A 15,297-nucleotide genomic window follows, 5' to 3' on the forward strand; every position below is an offset into this window, starting at 1 on the left:
GATGATAGAAGTTGAACAGGTGCTGGTGCACGAAGATGTATTGAAAGAAAACTTTGTTTGTAATTTAAGCAAATGCAAAGGAATCTGTTGTGTGGAAGGCGATTCCGGAGCGCCTCTAGATCATGACGAAAAAGCCGTTTTAGAAGAAATTTATCCTAAAATAAAACATCTGTTAAACGAAAAGGGTATTAAAGCGATTGAAGAACAAGGCGTTTATGTAGTGGATGAAGATGGCGATTTAACTACCCCTTGTGTCGATAAAAATAAAGAATGCGCTTATGTATTGTTCGAAGGCGGTATTACTAAATGCGCTATTGAAAAAGCATACGAGCAGGGGATTGTAGATTGGCAGAAGCCGATTTCCTGCCACTTGTATCCTATCCGGATTACCAAATATCCGGAATTTGAAGTGTTAAACTATGATCGTTGGCATATCTGCCATGATGCCTGTACTTTTGGTCGCGAACTTAAAGTGCCGGTATACAGTTTTCTAAAGGGGCCGCTAATCCGTAAATATGGTGAGGACTGGTACAAAGAATTGGAGAGTTCTGTGGCGGCATTATAGCGATCAACACTGTGCTCCGTATTGTGCGGGTTAAGTTCTCTATGATGGGTTCATTGTCTTAAACAACGGTTTGCTAAAATGTTGCTATATCAAGGTTAACTATAGCTGTATCTCAGTAATATTGGGTTAAGGTTGCTTTTTATATAGATTTGAAACCTTTTTCTAACCAGTAAGTTGAGCATTCAGCTGAGATTTCGCCTTATGGTATTAACTAATTGTTAAAAAATTAACATTCTTATGAGCTGAAAATTAATTTTATCAATAATTGGCGCGGAATGAAGTGGTGAAAAAGTGCTAATATAGTAAATATTTAATAAAATTAGCTTCGAATTGTGTTTTAAGTGAGCTAATTAGCGGTTTCTTTGGCAATTCGTAAAATAGAAGTTGATTTTTAGCAATTCAGGTGCTAATAATGTCAAATTAAGTTGTTTGTTGTTTAAAAAACATTTAATTTAGCACGACCGAAAATCAATTTATAACGTGAAGAAAATCTTAATTACTGGTGGTGCGGGCTTCATTGGTTCCCATGTAGTTCGTCGTTTTGTTAATAACTATCCTCAATACGAAATTGTCAATTTAGATAAGCTTACTTACGCAGGTAATCTGGCTAATTTAACTGATATTGAAAATAAACCGAATTATAGATTTGTAAAGGAAGATATTGCTGATGCCAATGCAATGTTCGATCTATTTAAAGCGGAAAACTTTGATGCAGTAATTCATCTTGCAGCTGAAAGTCACGTAGACCGTTCTATTTCAGATCCAACGGCCTTTGTAATTACCAATGTAATCGGTACAGTAAATTTATTAAATGCTGCCCGCGAGTACTGGAAAGGTGATTACGATAAAAAACGTTTTTACCATGTAAGTACGGATGAGGTTTATGGTGCTTTAGGCGAAGAAGGCATGTTTACTGAAACTACAGCTTACGATCCGCATAGTCCATATTCGGCATCAAAGGCTAGCTCTGATCATTTTGTAAGGGCTTATCACGATACTTATGGCATCGATTGTGTAATTTCTAACTGCTCAAACAACTACGGATCTCATCATTTTCCTGAAAAGCTGATTCCATTAGCCATTAATAATATTAAAAATAACAAACCTGTGCCGGTTTATGGTAAGGGTGAAAATGTGCGCGATTGGTTATGGGTAGAAGATCATGCACGGGCAATCGATGTAATTTTCCACAACGCTAAAACTGGCGATACGTATAATATTGGTGGACATAACGAGTGGAAAAATATTGATCTGATCAACTTGCTTTGTACAATTATGGATCAAAAATTAGGTCGCGAAGCAGGTGAATCAGCTAAATTGATTACTTATGTAACTGATCGCGCTGGCCACGATTTACGTTATGCTATTGATTCTACCAAACTGCAAAAGGAATTAGATTGGGTGCCGAGCTTACAATTTGAAGAAGGCTTGGCAAAGACAGTAGACTGGTATCTTCAAAATGAAGAGTGGTTAAACAATGTTACTTCTGGTAACTATCAATCTTATTACGAACAACAGTACAGCGGTAAATAATGGAAATTGAACAAACAGGCTTAAAAGACTGTCTGATAATAAAACCAAGGGTATTTGAAGATGCCAGAGGTTATTTCTTTGAAAGCTTTAATCAAAATACCTTTGAAGAAAAAACTGGTTTGTCAGGAAGATTTGTTCAGGATAATCAATCCTATTCTTCTTATGGCGTTATACGGGGCTTACATGCACAAACCGGTGAATTCGCGCAAGCTAAATTGGTGCGTGTAACCAAGGGTGAAGTATTGGATGTTGCTGTAGATGTGCGTCCAGGTTCGCCAACCTACGGTAAGCACGTTGCTGTGCGTTTAAGCGCAGAAAACAAATTACAGTTGTACATTCCGAGAGGATTTGTACATGGTTTTTCAGTGTTGAGCGAAACCGCCGAATTTTTATATAAATGCGATAACTTTTTCAATAAGGCTTCAGAAACCGGCGTTATTTATAACGATTCTGTCCTGAATATCGATTGGTTAATTCCTGAGGAACATCAGGCTGTTTCTGATAAAGACTTACTTTTAAAACCATTTGCTGAACTTCAACATATATGAGCAAGATATTAGTAATTGGCGCGGGTGGACAGTTGGGCCAGTGTTTAAAGGTAGTTGCAGAGCGCAGAGGGATTACAGAAATTGTTTTTCCGGCAGAGCAAGATGCAAATATCTTAAATGAAAGTGGTTTAAATGACCTTTTAGCTAAAGAACAACCGGGCTTTGTAATTAATTGTGCAGCCTATACTGCTGTTGATAAAGCAGAAGATGAAGCTGATCTTTCCAAATCAATCAATGAAATGGGTGCTGCTTATTTAGCTTCAGGCTGCTTAGCAAATGGTGCCACATTAATCCATGTTTCTACAGATTTTGTTTTTGAAGGTAATGATGTTAAGTTGCTAAAGGAAGACGATGAGGCAAAACCGATCAATGTTTATGGTGTAACTAAATTAGATGGTGAAAAAGCGGTGGCCTCAATATTACCGGCCCATTTCATCATTCGTACCAGCTGGTTATATTCTGAATATGCAAATAACTTTGTGAAAACCATGCTTAAACTTGGTGCAGAACGTGATGAACTGAATATCATTGCCGATCAGGTGGGTACGCCGACCTATGCTATCGATCTGGCCAATGCAATATATGATATCATCGAATCCGGAGAAACCAGCTATGGCATTTACCATTACAGTAATGAAGGTGTAACATCATGGTTCGACTTTGCAAAGGCTATTTTTGATGTTAGCCAAACCCAGGTCAAAGTAAATCCTATTCCTGGTTCTGCTTATCCGACCAAAGCTTTGCGACCGGCATTTTCAGTTATGGATAAAACTAAAATTAAAGAAACTTTTAATATAGAGATTCCTTATTGGAGAGATAGTTTGGTAGCGTGTATAAAACAAATTAATAAATAAAGTAATACGGATATTGAGATCAGTGCTTTCATCTCAATCTAAATTCTTAAATCTCAAATCGAATACTAATGAAAGGTATAATCTTAGCTGGTGGTAGCGGAACGCGTTTGCATCCCTTAACTTTGGCTTGTAGTAAACAAATGATGCCGGTTTATGATAAACCGATGATTTATTATCCTCTATCTACACTGATGTTAGCAGGGATAAAAGAAATCTTAATCATTTCTACACCCCATGATCTCCCAAATTTTGAGAAATTATTAGGTGATGGTGCAAATTTAGGCTGTAAATTTAGTTATGCTGTGCAGGCAGAACCAAATGGTTTAGCTCAGGCTTTTGTTATTGGTGAAGAATTTATTGGTACAGATAAAGTGGCTTTGGTTTTAGGTGACAATATTTTTCATGGTGATGGGATGGCCAAATTATTACAGGCCAGTTCTGATCCGGATGGAGGAGTGGTGTTTGCTTATCAGGTATCAGACCCTGAACGCTATGGCGTAGTAGAGTTTGATGCAAATAAAAAGGCCATATCTATCGAAGAAAAACCTGTTCAACCTAAATCTGATTATGCCGTACCTGGCTTGTATTTTTATGATAATGAGGTAGTCCAAATTGCAAAGAATGTTAAGCCTTCTCCGCGTGGTGAATATGAAATTACCGATGTGAACAAAGTTTACCTGGAGCGAGGCAAATTAAAAGTTGGCGTATTGAGCCGTGGAACGGCCTGGTTAGATACCGGAACCTTTACTTCATTAATGCAGGCAGGGCAATTTGTACAAATTATCGAAGAACGCCAGGGCTTAAAAATCGGGTGTATCGAAGAAATTGCTTATCGTATGGGTTTCATCGATGCAGAACAGCTTAGAACCATTGCTACCCCACTGGTAAAAAGCGGTTACGGAAGCTATTTGCTTAAACAGATTAAGTAGTTTATTATCTTATTATTATAATTGATCGCTGATGAATTGGAAAGCATTCATCAGCGATTTTATTTTTACTCCCATATTATCCTGAATTTTTATCAGATCAGAAATAATGTATCCCGAGCTACTATAAATGGCGCTTTCTTCCTGATGTTTTTGTTGGTTCCCGATTTTCAGCATTAATTAAGCCGCAATTAAAGCTTTCGCGATTTATCTTATCTTTGTCCCGGTCACCAAAGAAAAAATGAATATAAAAAAGCGAATTGCGATTATAGGTTTAGGTTATGTTGGGCTCCCGCTGGCTATCGAATTTGCAAAGAAATATAAAGTAGTTGGTTTTGATATTAACGAAAGTCGTGTTGAAGATCTAAAGCAACTGAAAGACCACACTCACGAAGCAAATTTAGATGATCTGAAAGCTGTACTTTCCTCATCAGAATTTGGCTTAACATTAAGTGCATGCCTGGAAGATTTGACAGCTTGTACTGTTTTTATCGTCACTGTACCAACACCTATAGATCACCTCAAACGGCCGGATCTACAGCCATTACTTGGGGCCAGTAAAATGTTGGGTAAAATTCTCAAAGAAGGTGATATTGTCATTTATGAGTCTACCGTTTACCCAGGCTGCACCGAAGAAGACTGCGTACCGGTTTTAGAAGAGCAATCAGGATTAAAATTTAATATTAATTTTTTCTGTGGTTATTCGCCAGAGCGGATAAATCCCGGTGATAAAGTCAATACCCTTACGAAGATAAAAAAAGTTACCTCAGGTTCTACCCCGGCAATTGCTGCTGAAATTGATCAGCTTTACACTTCTATCATTACTGCCGGTACGCATCTTGCGCCTAGCATTAAGGTTGCAGAAGCTTCAAAAGCCATAGAAAATGCACAACGTGATGTCAATATTTCATTTGTCAATGAACTGGCCTTGATTTTCGACCGCATGGAGATTGATACGGCTGATGTATTGGCTGCTGCTGCTACCAAATGGAATTTTCTTAACTATAAACCAGGTTTAGTGGGCGGTCATTGTATTGGTGTTGATCCCTATTATTTGGTGCATAAGTCAGAAGCGTTGGGGTATAAGCCAGAAGTAATTCTGTCCGGGCGCAGAGTAAACGACAATATGGGCATGTTTGTTGCCAACAAAGTGATTAAAATGTTAGTGGCAAGAAATAAAGTAATTAACGCAGCCAAAGCCCTCATATTAGGTTTCGCTTTTAAAGAGAATTGCCCGGATACCAGAAATACAAGGGTAATTGACATTTATAAAGAACTCAGATCTTTTAGTATGGAGGTAGATGTATATGATCCATGGGCCAATGTAGCTGAAGTGAAGACTGAGTATAATATCCAGCTGATTCAATCTGATGATTTCAGTCACTATGATGCAATTATTTTAGCTGTGGCGCACCAACAATTCCTGCAGATTGATTATGCTGCTTTAAAGGCAAAAGGATCAATTATTTTCGATACCAAATCGTTTATCAGTCGCGATTTGGTTGATGGCAGATTATAATTTGTATTTGATTGGATTATTGCCGTATAAAATAGCAATATTCTCGTCAAAAGGTAATCAAATTTACTTCTCAAAGCAGAATTACTTCCATATTTTCCGATTAATTTGATGACTGAATATGTTAACGAATTAATAAATTAACGTCCTTTTCAAATTTTCATTCAGGAATCGGATATTCTTTTTGATCTATGTCAAAAAATGTGAAAAATCACGAAAAATGTATTTTTTCTTCTACAGGTTCTGGTTAGATTTGTTTTAATCTAGACTAACAACATGGAACTAAAGAAAATTTTGGTGATTGATACAGAAATTCACATGCTAAACCTTTTAGGGGTGATTTTAAAAGGTCGTTATGATCTTTCGATGCAGTCGGGACCTGTTGAAGCCATGCAATGGTTGCATAAGGGAAACATGCCAGATATCATTATCTCAGAAATCAATATGCCGTATATGAGCGGGTCCGAACTCATCAGTAATCTTAAGATCAGTGGGCTCTACAGGCATATACCGATTATCGTTCTTTCCGGAATCAAAGATCTCTCGACGCAAATAAGCGCCATACCTTTTAAAGTTGATGCATACTTTTCCAAGCCCTTCAATCCGCTCGATCTGGAAATGGCTATGAGTAATATACTAGCAAGCCATGCAGTCAACTGATGATAAAGGAAATGGGATAGTTGTTAATGATTACACGCGCATTATTTATGCTGGGAAGGAATTTCTCACCAAACTCCTTCCAGAATTGCAACGCCATTTTAAAGTGGAAACGCATAAAGATATTGCGACTCTTGGAGAGTATATTTCAAAGCAGACCCTGCTGAGTCTTCCGGATGCGATATTGATAGAAGTGGATGAGGACGGTGAATGTTTTAGGTTTGTAGAGAAACTAAAGCTAAATACCTTGCTTAGGGAGATCGTGATTATATTTTTATCGGCCTCAGCCAGTCCAAAGTTATCCCAGATTGCTTTGAGGCTCAATGTTGGTGATCTCTATATTGCGCCAATTCCGGTTAATGATCTTTGCAACAGGATTAAATTCCTGATCAGGTTGCGTGCTTTTCAGCCCCGGGTAAGCGATTCAGCTGCAATCAGAGTAACAGCGCAATTCCCAGTAAAAAAACGGATTTTCGACCTGTGTATATCATGCTTTGTTTTTCTATTGCTGATTCCTGTATTTAGCTTAATCGCGCTTCTAATCCGCATAGAATCCAAAGGACCGATCATATACAGGAGTAAACGCGTGGGGGCGGGTTATAAAATATTCGATTTTTTTAAATTCCGCTCTATGCGTCACGAAAGTAGTAACGATTTGGCCAACCTTTCAGCACTTAACCAGTACGTACCTACTGAGGGTACTTCGCCTACTTTTATTAAGATAAAGAACGATCCGAGGGTTACAAAGGTTGGGGCCTTTTTACGCAGATACAGTTTAGATGAGTTACCCCAGCTTTTCAATGTAATCAAAGGAGATATGTCTCTTGTAGGAAACAGGCCTTTGCCGCTTTACGAAGCAAAGTCGCTGACATCTGATGAATGGGCTTTACGTTTCCTGGCGCCGGCAGGGCTTACGGGGCTATGGCAGGTGAGCAGAAGGGGGAAAGGAGAAATGTCTGAACGGGAGCGTAAAAAACTCGATAATTTTTATGCCAGAAAATATTCTTTAAGACTAGATCTGGCTATCCTTATTGCAACATTCGCTGCGATGAAGCAAAAGGAAAATGTATAAGCCCTCCAAACCGGTCACAATTGTTGTTAAACTAAAAAAGCATATCATTTCTGATATACTTTTTTAACTAATTTAATATTTACAGGTAAGCAACCTGCCTCATTTCTATCTGTCCGAACAGTTCTCCCTGGTGATATTAACGCCATTTAGAATCACGTCAAATTCTGTCCGTCTGTTAAGTTGCTGGTCTTCCTCTGAACAGTTAACGCCATCGTAACAGCGATTAACTAACCGGGTTTTTCCATAGTATTCCACCTTGATCCGATCCGATTGGATACCACGCGCAACCAGGTATTGTTTGGCCGCTTCACCACGTCTCAATGACAGGTTTCTGTTGTATTCTTCTGATGCCCTGCTATCGCAATGGCTGGAAGTTATGATCGTAATTTCAGGGTATTTTCTCATCAGTTCTACCAGTTCGTTCAACGCGCCCTTAGCATCAGGCCTTATTTCTGATCTATCTAAATCATAATATATATTTTTTACGGAGAAAACTTTTTTCAATGAATCGCAATGGTTTAGCACATACTGTTGAGCGCTTTCTGCTCTGTTCAATCTGATGTCGAGATTGATTACAGAATCCTTTTGTATCCCTACTGACGTGGTAAACTGGATATTGTTGATATAGCCAAGTTTTTGAGCTGTAACCTCATAGTCTGTCTCTGCAGGTAACTCTCTTTTAAACCGTCCCTGGTTATCTGTTTTGATGGTATCAGTGCCATCAAGGTGGTGCATAAGGATCCGGCCTCCGGCCAGGGGAATCCGGGTTCTTGCATCTGTAAGGGTTCCTTGCAAAATAATTTTGTAAGTAGATCTTCTAAACTCGTAAATATTGTCGTTTCCTTCCCGGTTAGAGCTGAAATAGCCTTTCTTGCCGTCTGGAGTTAAAATAAGTGCGAAGTCATCTTTAGATGAGTTTATAGGAGCACCCATGTTAACCGGTGCGGTTGTCGGTTTCATTTCTTTAAGCGGTACCTGGAATAGGTCCAGTCCTCCAAAACCGGCAAGTCCGGTTGATGAGAAAATCAAATTCCCGTCATGATCAAAACTCGGGAACATTTCATTCCCTTCCGTATTGATCAGCTTACCCATGTTAATGGGGCTGGTCCATTCGCCACGGCCAGATTTTACACAGTAATATAAATCTGTACCCCCAAAGCCGCCTGGACGGTCAGAAGCAAAAACAAGAATATTCCCGTCAGGAGTTAATGCCGGGTGGCCGGTAGAATACTCATTGCTATTATAAGGAAATTCTTTGGTTGCACTAAGATTAGGTCCATAAGCTGTGTAAAGCTTCAGTTTGATGGTTCCATCACTGCTCTTGGAGGTTTTTCCGTTTAAATAGTTATTACCGGTAAAAATGATGGAACCGTCAGGAAACACAGCTGCTGCCGCAGTGTGATATTTGTTATTAAATACTCCACCTAGTTTTTTGACCATTTTATGCTGACCATAAATCAGGTTTAAGGTATCTCTTTCTATCGCACTGGTATAGGCAGACAAAACGTTGTTATCATTACTGGTTTCTGGCGTGTCATCATCATTATACCTGATTTTCTGTTTATCTGCAGAACTTTGCGAATTAATTAAACTGTCCTGGTTAATTACCTTTAAATCTGAAAGTTTATTAACATAATAGAGCTTGCTAAAAGGCGTATTGTCCCATTTAAAGATATGTTTTGAAAAATTTTCCGATTGCCTGTTACTGGTAAACATAAGTCCTTCTTTGTAGAAAGTCGGAGCATATTCGGAAGCCTGCGTATTAATATTTAAAAAACCTATCTTCCAGTGATTTGAATTTTTATTGATCTTGGCCAGGTTTGTAGATGCAAAAGCCGCTGCTCTTTTATCTGCCGGTACTAATGAGAGGTATTTTCTATACCACCGTTCTGATTCTTCATACTGTTGGTTGTTGGCTAGGCTTTCGGCATAATATAACGCCCACTCATTCTTCATAGCCGGTTGTGAGGTCAACTTCCGGTATGCTTTCAACGCTCCGGGGTAATTTTTAATCATTTTGTAGCTATAGGCCAGCATGTCCAGCGCCTCTAAATTGGTTGAGTCTTTTGCCAGTACCCTTTTAACCTTATTGATTGTAGATACATATTCAAGCCCATTAAAACTCTTGCGTGCCGCATTTAAATCATTCTGGATGTTTGGATTGTTTTGCGCATATGTGGAGGTACAGAGGGCGAGAGTAAGGCCTAGGTATATTAACAACGTTACTTTAAAATCAAATTTCATAACTTAGAAAAATCTTGGTGATAATATTTTGTTTTTTTCAAACCCAAATTCGTACCTCAACATAATCTCATGACTGCCTGAATTAAAGTTTTGCAGTTCAGTGGTGCTTCTGTCATAACTATAACCAATACGTATCTGAGGACTAACCTGCACTTCGAGCAGCGCACTGATGTCTGCATTTGTCCGGTAACCGGCTCCGATAGCCAGTGTATTTTTAATCCATAGTGACGCATTAAAATCAGCTTCCACAGGGGCACCTTTTACGCCTTTAACCAAAAATGAGGGTTTCAGCTTGAAGTCTTCAGCGAGAGGAAAGACATAACCTGCGGTAACGAAAAGATGCGGCACCTGCCTGGCTTGTAAGTTGTTCCCGTTAGCGTTGCTGTTAAGGCTATTGCCCAGTAAATCCTGCACAGCCAGGCCAAGATAGAATTTATCCGAATTGTAATATACTCCTGTTCCGAAGTTAAACAGCGTTTTACTCGCATCATTCATAAATGCAGGATCGTAGCCAGGATTTGAACTTAATGAAACACTGCTAAGTCGTGCAGTGTAATGGCTAATGGAACCTTGCAGACCAAAACTCAGGCTTCCTTTTTCCATTCTTATCCGATAGGCTGCGCTTGCAGAACCACCTGTGGTTTGGGTAACACCTAGTTTATCACTAAAAACCTGCAGGCCTACACCAAATCTCTTATTTAAGACAGGAGCATCGATAGTGAATGTTCCTGTTCTGGGTGCTCCTTCTATTCCTGTCCACTGGTTACGGTAAAGTGCAGTTGCCGATACCAGGTTCCTGCTCCCGGCATACGCAGGATTTATGGCAAGCGTATTGAACATGTATTGCGTATACATAGCGTCCTGCTGGCCCCAGCTTTTAGTAAAAAGCAGGCACATGGTTAAAATTATAATATATCTTTTCATCTTATCTGTTAATTGTAATATAGCCCACACGTCTGTCCGTTCCATCAATGGTCAAAATATAATAATAGGTTCCTGCCGGAACTTCTTCTCCCACATGGACACCTTCAGTCGTTTTTCCATTCCAGTCGTTCTGATAACTTTTCGATTGGTAAATCAGATTTCCCCAGCGGTTAAAAATGCTTAAGTTGATCTTTTTTCCGTTGGTATTGCCAACTACAAAATAATCGTTAATGCCATCATTGTTTGGAGAAAAACCTCCCGGGATGAAAAGATCTTCCTTGATCAGGTTAACTACGGTTGGTTGCGATGGACTGACGTCTCCTGGGGTGATCGGGTCTGGTTTAGTTCCATCCGTAGAAACGTCTGTAGTTTTGCTGTTGTCACTTACCGAAAAGCCTTCAGCAGTAGCCGAGTTGCTAAAACTACCGTCATACTTATCTAAAGATACCTTAACTTCGATATCAATCGTGCCGGAAGCAGATTTAGCTAATGTATTGCTCCCTGTAAGCATGTTTTTGTCAGCTAAACCATTGAAACCGTTATTTGCAGAAAGACCACCTGTTGCGCTGATTTTTAATACTTCAAAAGTGTTTCCTCTAAAAGTTGCAAACAGATCGTCAGTTACAGTAATATCTCTTATCGCTATTTGGCCAAAGTTGGTGAGTACGAATGAATAGCTAACCGTATAGCTTCCGTCCTGATTTCGAACCGGTGTTGATTTTAATCGTTTTGCCAATCCGATTTTGCCAGGAATAAGTACCGTAATCGTAACCTTACCCGGAGTAGAAGGGGTACCATCTTTATCTACAATGATATAGGTAAACTCATCAGGGCCTGAATAACCCGGGTTGGGTGTGTAAATCGGCTGACCAGTAGTGGGATCAAAAGTTATTGTACCATGTTTAGGCGGATCAGTTATCGTAACCTTTCCTCCGGAAGCAATTGGAACATTGATTAATTTCGGTCCATTTACCGGGGTTTCTACGCTGATATTTGGCGCATTGATCACAATCGGCGGGTTCACGGTTACAGTTACAGCAATTGGGTCTGAATCAATGCCGTCAACAGTTCTTAAGATGTAAGTAAAAACATCCTGGCCGCTAAAGCCTGCATTAGGCGTGTAAATAGGTAGTCCGGTGGTTGTGCTTACGCTTACATTGCCATTTTTAGGGGTTGTTACCCATACCACGCTGGTGCCACTTTTGCTGGGATCATTATCCTTTACCGGCATTTCAACTGAGCGGTTAAAAGGAGTGGTATAGGCATCTGCGGAACCTAAAGGTTTTACAGAAACCGTTACACTGATGGGATCTGACGAGAGTCCGTCAACAGTTTTAAGCGTATAGGTAAAATTATCTTTTCCCGAAAAGCCCGGATTTGGGGTGTAAATCGGGTTCCCTGAGGCATCAAAACTGATACTGCCATTTGTTGGCGGAGTCTGTATAGGCGTTGTGGTACCCGTTTTAGAGGGGTCATTTTCCTTTACCGCTATAGTGATGGGAGTTCCCGTAACAGTAGAGGCCGCATCAGGATTACCCAAGGGTTTCACATTTACCGTTACCGTGATCGGATCAGACTGTAACCCGTCTTTGTTCTGTAAGATGTAAGTAAAGCTGTCTTTTCCACTAAAGCCGACATTAGGTGAATAAGTGAAAGTTCCATCAGTATTGAGTACCACAGTACCTTTCAGGGGATCAGTTTTTTTGATGACAATTGATCCTGCTTTACCAGGGTCATTATCCATCACATGTATAACTACAGGCAAATCAGTTGCGGTATTAGCAATATCTGCCGTACCAACGGGTTTGATATTTACTGCTATAGTTACGATTGCGGTATTGGATTCGGCACCATAATTATCTTTTACGGTATATACAAATGAATCATAGCCGCTATAATTTGCCGCTGGCCTGTAGTTCACAATGCCACTCACCGGATCAACAACAAGTGTTCCATGTAAAGGCTGGCTTTTAATGCTGATGGATGAGGCATTGATCGTGTAATTGCCATCGGCATCAGTGTCATTGCTAAGTATGCTTATCGGTATATTCGTATCTTTACTTGTGGTTACCGTATCATTAACGGCTACAGGTATACGGTTAACAATCAGCTGAACTTCATCTGAACGTTGACATCCTCCGGGTGAAGTAAAGGTCCATTTGAATGTGTAAATGCCACCGGTTAAGTTGTTGATAATTGCATTTGGCTGTTGTGCATTTACCAGCGATGCCCCTGCTGGTCCTGAAGACTGCGTCCATAACCCACTGTTGATACCGCTACTATTACCCTGCAGTACATATGTTGTGGTAGGAGTAGAAATATTAAGCAGCTGGTCAACTCCGGCATCTGGCTGACTTGGTGCAGCAACATAGGTTAATGAAATGGTGGCCGGATTAGATGTTTTTCCGTACGAATCCTGCACCGTATAAGAGCCGGATACCGTACCAAAAAGATTTGGTTCAGGTATGAACTGGATACTACCCTGAGAATTTACCGAAAAAGTTCCTTTTCCGGAAACGGTATAGCTGTTTTGTATCCCATTCTGGTTAGGATCAAGGTCTATTGATGATTTATTTAATACAGCACCATTGTTCGTTGTGGTGTCGTTAGCGGTTACGTCTATCACGGCCTGATTACCCTGACATAGCGTTAAGGCATCATTTTTAGCCAGGGGATTTGTCAAGCCAACCTGATTATGCACATCGATACTTACCTGTCTGATCTCGTGAAAATTAGTCAGGTCGCCTGTAGATGATGCGAATCCATAACGGAGATTATCCGGAGCAGCTTCAGCGTAATAAAAGTTATCAATCACCGTTGTCGTAATCGGCTTAGCCCCTCCACGGGTAATTTTTACTGTAACATTAAAGCCTCCGGCAGGTTGCGGTGCCAGATCCATAGAAACCCTCCTATAACCCATATTGGTTGAATCAGGCTGGCGTTGTCCGCCGTCTCCTACAAGCGGGAAATTGAATTGTTTCATTTGGGCACTGGTCAGATAGCTGTAATTACCTGAGGTCAATGCAGCACCATTTCCACGGCCCCTAAGGGTTATTGAGCCGGGCTCAAATCCTATGCCTCCCTGTCTGCCTTCAGTTGGATTGGAAAAATTTCCGTATTCATCAAGTCCGATGGCCAGGTAGCCATTACTCACTCCGGGAGAGATCGGGGTAGTTGTCGTAATCTGTGCATATCCAAGAGAACCGCCGAATCCACCGATAACAAAGGGATTTGCATTTGCATCAAAAAGAAAGAAACTGATTCCATCGGCACCTGTCCCACCATAAATATAATATTCAAAGGTAACCGTCAGGCCGTTGGCTGAAGGGAAATTGGTGGTATTGATGACGTAGCCTTTCTGGTTCTGAACATTGTTCGTCAGCCTCAGGTATCCATCTCCATTTGCATCCAGGGGGGTACCTGTATGGCTTGAGGTAGCCGTATTGTATGCACTACCGGCAGCCGTTAAAAAAGCAGATGGGGCACCGCCAAAAATTATTCCTTTTGAGGTGGAGTTACGGAAACTTTCGACATAGGGGAACTGGGCAAAGGCATTTTTAAAGATACATAGAGATAACACGACGATTATCTGAAAACGTAACATTTTTATCATAAACTTGGATTAATAGTTTGTTGATTTTTAACTTGCAAAGTTAAAGGCTAATTTCCAAACTATTATATATTTAGCTCAAATTATTGATAATTCTCAAATTAATAACACCGGCAACCTCCTGGTTTTCGGTCAGCCAGGATTTAGCGCCATCACAATAGGGCTGATAGCTTAACTTATTCTGGACCATAACCCGGTTTCGGGATGGTATTTCTTGATCACTTTTGCCGGATTACCTGCTGCCACACAAAAATCCGGAACATCTTTGGTCACCACTGCACCTGCCGCAATTACCACATGTGCGCCTATTGTCACTCCGGCTGTTATAACCGCATTGGCTGCAATCCAGCTGCCATTACCAATTTTAACTGACGATGTAACTACGGGTTGTTTAGAGATGGGCAGATCAATGTCCTGGTAGGAATGATTAAGGCCGCTGATCACTACATTTTGGGCGATAATGACATCATCACCAACATGTACCGGTCCGATAATTACGTTACTCATTCCAATCAGTGTCCTGTTGCCAATATAGACCGCGCCAACCCCGTTGTTGATTGTACAAAAATCCTCTATTATGGAGTCATCGCCCATTTCAAAACTGTTAAAGGGTAAAACATCCAGCCTTGTTCTAGACCTGATGCGGCTATTCTTACCTTTTTTATGAAAGAAAGGATTTAAAAAAAGGCTTACCCATACTCTTGGGCGGGCCTCACCGGTAGGGATCATCATCCAGTGCACAATTTTTTTTAGCTTTTCATTACCCTTTACTACTTTTAAGAGTGATTTCATTACAGATCTTAATTATGGTTATCTTTACAATATTAGCATAATTTAAATCATAACCA

At 40.2% G+C, this 15,297-nt stretch carries 12 protein-coding genes; 8 read left to right on the top strand and 4 right to left on the bottom strand.

Going from position 1 to position 15,297, the window contains the following annotated elements; translation table 11 throughout:
- Window position 1: 1 nt before the first annotated feature.
- The 8 genes from DV942_RS14760 (at window position 2) to DV942_RS14795 (ending at window position 7,671) form a co-directional block, all read left to right on the top strand.
- Window positions 2–565 (top strand): DUF3109 family protein, encoded by a 564-nt coding sequence (locus DV942_RS14760; RefSeq protein WP_145861769.1) that lies wholly within the window; start codon window positions 2–4, stop codon window positions 563–565.
- A gap of 480 nt (window positions 566–1,045) precedes the next feature.
- Window positions 1,046–2,098 carry a dTDP-glucose 4,6-dehydratase gene (gene rfbB / locus DV942_RS14765; protein WP_090980840.1) on the top strand — a complete coding sequence of 351 codons (1,053 nt, stop codon included), beginning with the start codon at window positions 1,046–1,048 and terminating at the stop codon, window positions 2,096–2,098.
- A complete protein-coding gene (gene rfbC / locus DV942_RS14770; RefSeq protein WP_090980838.1) occupies window positions 2,098–2,646 on the top strand; it encodes a dTDP-4-dehydrorhamnose 3,5-epimerase in 549 nt (182 codons plus the stop codon). Before rfbB ends, rfbC begins: the two co-directional genes overlap by 1 nt.
- Complete coding sequence (rfbD, locus tag DV942_RS14775; protein ID WP_145858684.1) at window positions 2,643–3,500, top strand: dTDP-4-dehydrorhamnose reductase; 858 nt, start codon at window positions 2,643–2,645, stop codon at window positions 3,498–3,500. Before rfbC ends, rfbD begins: the two co-directional genes overlap by 4 nt.
- 68 nt (window positions 3,501–3,568) lie before the next feature.
- Complete coding sequence (gene rfbA / locus DV942_RS14780) at window positions 3,569–4,429, top strand: glucose-1-phosphate thymidylyltransferase RfbA (RefSeq protein WP_145858687.1); 861 nt, start codon at window positions 3,569–3,571, stop codon at window positions 4,427–4,429.
- 238 nt (window positions 4,430–4,667) lie between these two features.
- Window positions 4,668–5,945: a nucleotide sugar dehydrogenase gene (locus DV942_RS14785; RefSeq protein ID WP_090980832.1), complete on the top strand. Its 1,278-nt coding sequence runs from the start codon at window positions 4,668–4,670 to the stop codon at window positions 5,943–5,945.
- Window positions 5,946–6,218: 273 nt separating this feature from the next.
- Window positions 6,219–6,602, top strand: a complete 384-nt coding sequence (locus tag DV942_RS14790; protein WP_090980831.1) for a response regulator — start codon at window positions 6,219–6,221, stop codon at window positions 6,600–6,602.
- Window positions 6,589–7,671, top strand: a complete 1,083-nt coding sequence (locus DV942_RS14795) for a sugar transferase (protein WP_145858689.1) — start codon at window positions 6,589–6,591, stop codon at window positions 7,669–7,671. The genes DV942_RS14790 and DV942_RS14795 overlap by 14 nt, the downstream gene beginning before the upstream one ends.
- A 105-nt stretch (window positions 7,672–7,776) precedes the next feature.
- Here the strand turns inward: DV942_RS14795 and DV942_RS14800 are convergent, their stop codons facing one another.
- The 4 genes from DV942_RS14800 to DV942_RS24020 all read right to left on the bottom strand — a co-directional run bounded on the left by DV942_RS14800 (window position 7,777) and on the right by DV942_RS24020 (window position 15,241).
- Window positions 7,777–9,915, bottom strand: coding sequence for an OmpA family protein (locus DV942_RS14800; protein WP_134204572.1), 2,139 nt, complete (start codon window positions 9,913–9,915; stop codon window positions 7,777–7,779).
- A 3-nt stretch (window positions 9,916–9,918) separates the two neighbouring features.
- Window positions 9,919–10,839, bottom strand: a complete 921-nt coding sequence (locus DV942_RS14805) for a PorP/SprF family type IX secretion system membrane protein (RefSeq protein ID WP_090980825.1) — start codon at window positions 10,837–10,839, stop codon at window positions 9,919–9,921.
- A 1-nt stretch (window position 10,840) separates the two neighbouring features.
- Window positions 10,841–14,452: an Ig-like domain-containing protein gene (locus DV942_RS14810; protein WP_145858691.1), complete on the bottom strand. Its 3,612-nt coding sequence runs from the start codon at window positions 14,450–14,452 to the stop codon at window positions 10,841–10,843.
- Window positions 14,453–14,620: 168 nt separating this feature from the next.
- Window positions 14,621–15,241, bottom strand: coding sequence for an acyltransferase (locus DV942_RS24020; protein ID WP_145858693.1), 621 nt, complete (start codon window positions 15,239–15,241; stop codon window positions 14,621–14,623).
- Between the last annotated feature and the right edge of the window lie 56 nt (window positions 15,242–15,297).

This window comes from Pedobacter suwonensis (genome assembly GCF_007833675.1).
GTDB classification, from domain to species: Bacteria; Bacteroidota; Bacteroidia; order Sphingobacteriales; family Sphingobacteriaceae; genus Pedobacter; species Pedobacter suwonensis.

Coding starts and splice junctions, on each gene's coding strand:
- DV942_RS14760 (WP_145861769.1), top strand. CDS start 2: ATGATAGAAGTTGAACAGGTGCTGGTGCACGAAGATGTATTGAAAGAA.
- rfbC (WP_090980838.1), top strand. CDS start 2,098: ATGGAAATTGAACAAACAGGCTTAAAAGACTGTCTGATAATAAAACCA.
- rfbD (WP_145858684.1), top strand. CDS start 2,643: ATGAGCAAGATATTAGTAATTGGCGCGGGTGGACAGTTGGGCCAGTGT.
- rfbA (WP_145858687.1), top strand. CDS start 3,569: ATGAAAGGTATAATCTTAGCTGGTGGTAGCGGAACGCGTTTGCATCCC.
- DV942_RS14785 (WP_090980832.1), top strand. CDS start 4,668: ATGAATATAAAAAAGCGAATTGCGATTATAGGTTTAGGTTATGTTGGG.
- DV942_RS14790 (WP_090980831.1), top strand. CDS start 6,219: ATGGAACTAAAGAAAATTTTGGTGATTGATACAGAAATTCACATGCTA.
- DV942_RS14795 (WP_145858689.1), top strand. CDS start 6,589: ATGCAGTCAACTGATGATAAAGGAAATGGGATAGTTGTTAATGATTAC.
- DV942_RS14800 (WP_134204572.1), bottom strand. CDS start 9,915: ATGAAATTTGATTTTAAAGTAACGTTGTTAATATACCTAGGCCTTACT.
- DV942_RS14805 (WP_090980825.1), bottom strand. CDS start 10,839: ATGAAAAGATATATTATAATTTTAACCATGTGCCTGCTTTTTACTAAA.
- DV942_RS14810 (WP_145858691.1), bottom strand. CDS start 14,452: ATGATAAAAATGTTACGTTTTCAGATAATCGTCGTGTTATCTCTATGT.
- DV942_RS24020 (WP_145858693.1), bottom strand. CDS start 15,241: ATGAAATCACTCTTAAAAGTAGTAAAGGGTAATGAAAAGCTAAAAAAA.